Here is a 3033-nt window from a genome sequence, read left to right as displayed (position 1 = left end):
GGTATCGACGTCTACGAGAGGATCTCGGAGAGCCGGATCGGCACGGAGGATCTTCGCCGGCAACAGGCCGAGGCGATCAGGCTGCTGTATGTCAGCTTTACCCGTGCCCGCGACCTGCTCGTGCTCCCTTTACCCGGCAAGAAAAAAGCCTTTCCCTGGCTGGCGCTGCTGGAAGCCGACTGGTTCACACCGACCGATGGGGTCATGCAATTACCGGACGGACGGCAGATTGACGTGCTCCATCGGCTACTGCAGGCAAACGAGTCTCCCCCGGTTCCGGATTCGTCCCTTCCCCGTCTCTGGTTTCCGCCGCGCCGCCCCGCCGAATTCAGGCCGCCGGCGTTGTTGTCGCCCAGTGCTTTTCCGCCGGTTGCCAGCGCCACTGTCGCCTCGACAGCCACGATCGGCCCGCGGCTCAGCCTGCACGGAGCTGCCGACATGCAGGCGGTGGGCGATGCCCTGCACGCCATCATCGCCGCCTCCTTTTTTATCACGGATGGAGACAATCGCCTGCAGATGATCAAAGAGACGCTGCAACGGTTCCAGGCCGACCACCACCTGCAACCAGGAGAAGTCGCCATGACGGTGCAGGGATTGCACCAGTGGTTACAATCCACCCACGGCACGTACGAGGCCTTTCCCGAATGGCCGATCCACCAGGTCCAGGCAAACGGACAACTGCTCAGCGGTTGGATCGATCTGGCGGTAAGGACCGAACGGGGATGGCTGCTGATCGATCACAAATCTTTCCCCGGAGCCCATCACGACATGCTGGAACGGGCGCTCGGGTACAGCGGCCAGCTGGCGGCGTACGCGCACGCCCTGCAAGAGGCTACCGGCGTACCGGTCATGCACCAATGTATTCATTTCGTGGTTGCCGGCACCATGGCCACCATAGCTCACAATCCCCAAAAATAAAAATCTTGTGGTTAACGAACTCGGATAAAATTTTTGAAGCTTGCTGCTAAAATCAGTGGCTATATCGGAATTTAAGGTAGCGATGAAGCTTTAGATGTAGATAGTACAAAACTGGCAAAGAAGTTTGACAATGTTATTACAAATCACCAAGAGGATGAAAACATGAAATCACAATCAGACAGCAGCGATGAAAAAAAAGTCTACAAATGCAATCTTGAAGTGACCAAAGAAGCTATGTACCAACTCCAGTGGCTCAATGAAGAAAAGGGAATTCAATCGTTTAAGCCCGAATTTGATAACATTAATTTTTATGATGAAGAGAACGAAGAGGATATTCAAATTTATGATCCCGACTTGAGGATCGTCAAGTTTGAGTATGAATATATAGATCTTGGTGATAGCAATTTTGGCTTGGTTTTTAATGCAGAGCTCGAAGTAGCGTTAACAGCAAGGCAGTACGCGCTTCTCTTTGACAAACATGACGGATATGTAGATTACTCTTTTGATTTTATAGATGATGATGGGGAAGCCGCAGAACCAGATGAAGATTTTGAATTTGTAGAAAACAGTAACACACCTTTGACACTAGTATGAGTTCAGGAAGAGAACTGGGAACAGATATGTATCGTTTTTGATTCGATCATATTATTTGGCCACTACATTGATGTCTTGGGAAGCGCGAGGCCCGAAGAACAGGGCCTCTCACACGAAAACACTGGGGATAGATAAGAATTTCCAGAGCAACCCTTGTCGGCCCTTGACTAAGACTAACACGTTGACAAGGGTGGGGTTTAAAGGGTCCAGCCAGATAAATCTTAAAATATCGAATTATTATCTCTTAGCACAGCGTGTAGCCCCGAAACTCCTGTGCCGGAATATGAACTTGGAGAAGAAAAATTCATGCACCAACCTATTTTCATCAACGATCTTTTACATTTTGATAACTTTGATAATTTAAAAATTCGTTTTGTCAAATCGTACAAAAACGATGATCCGATAGAAAAATTTAATCATAACCCAGAAACTTTACTTAATTGGCAGTTTTGGAATTATAACAAGAAAAAATCATTTAAAGAAGGTGAGATTGCAATAGGCTTTGTAAGAGTTGATGATGATAAATGGCTGTTGTTCGATATAAGTCGAGTGACAAAAGATCTGAACATTTTCAATGGCGTAGGATACGAATATGAAACGTTAGATAAATATGCACAATTTTTTGGCCGTGTAATCATTCGGTACAAAAATAGGGGTCAAAATCTCATAAGAAAAGCTGAAAGTGTGATTCATGAGTGTAAGGTTGCTCAGATATTAGAAGATAGATATCAGGACAACATTTTCCCCGGTTATGAAAATATCAATATTTCTTGGTTAAAATTGTCAAAAATTATTCATTATAGTGATTGGAAGGTAGCTTTAGAAAACCAAAAAGGAATTTATTTAATTTCTGACACAAGTAATGGAAAAATGTATGTTGGTTCTGCTTATGGGGAAAATATGATACATGGGAGATGGACTAGTTATATCAATAACGGTCATGGAGGGAATATTGATCTAAAAAACCTGGATTTCAGCCATATCAAAGAAAACTTCAACTATTCGATTCTGGAAATTTTCAAATCTACAGTCGACGACAATGTCATTATAAGACGTGAATCCTGGTGGAAATCCGTATTGTTATCAAAGGAATATGGCTACAATAAAAATTGAACAATCTTCCTCTACAAAACACGGATATAAGCAAGCGTCTGTCAATGGCAGACTAAAAATGTATCACACTCCAAGCAGCCGGAGCCAAGGTGCTATGTACCACAACGACCACGCCATTCAAGCAGTGGGGAGGAAGAAACAGGAGAAAGCCGGAAGATTGCTGTAGGATAAGGTCCGAAACGAATTCTCTTCACGTCTGGAATCCTGTCCCCCTCTTGCCCCTCACCCCAAATCCGCTTATTGTCGCTTACATGGACACCGGCACACCCATCCGCATCGGCACCTGCAGCTGGAAATACGACTCCTGGGAAGGGCTGGTCTATTCCCGGCAGGAGGGCCGCAACCTACTGGCGCAGTACAGCAGCCGCTACGCCACCGTCGAAGTCGACCAGTGGTTCTGGTCGCTGT

3 protein-coding genes are annotated in these 3033 nt (G+C 46.1%); all 3 read left to right on the top strand.

What is annotated here, in order from left to right; translation table 11 throughout:
* On the top strand, positions 1 to 918 hold a 918-nt coding region (locus B3D59_RS10710; RefSeq protein WP_286819701.1), incomplete at its 5' end, for a PD-(D/E)XK nuclease family protein.
* A 162-nt stretch (positions 919 to 1080) separates the two neighbouring features.
* Positions 1081 to 1512: a hypothetical protein gene (locus tag B3D59_RS10705; RefSeq protein ID WP_286819699.1), complete on the top strand. Its 432-nt coding sequence runs from the start codon at positions 1081 to 1083 to the stop codon at positions 1510 to 1512.
* Between the two features lie 273 nt (positions 1513 to 1785).
* Positions 1786 to 2625, top strand: a complete 840-nt coding sequence (locus tag B3D59_RS10700; RefSeq protein WP_286819697.1) for a GIY-YIG nuclease family protein — start codon at positions 1786 to 1788, stop codon at positions 2623 to 2625.
* Positions 2626 to 3033 lie beyond the last annotated feature (408 nt).

Source organism: Desulfobacter sp. UBA2225 (genome assembly GCF_002348205.1).
Classification (GTDB): Bacteria; Desulfobacterota; Desulfobacteria; order Desulfobacterales; family Desulfobacteraceae; genus Desulfobacter; species Desulfobacter postgatei.
The sequence above is the reverse complement of the archived record's forward strand: the minus strand, read 5'-3'. Positions and strand labels throughout refer to the sequence as shown.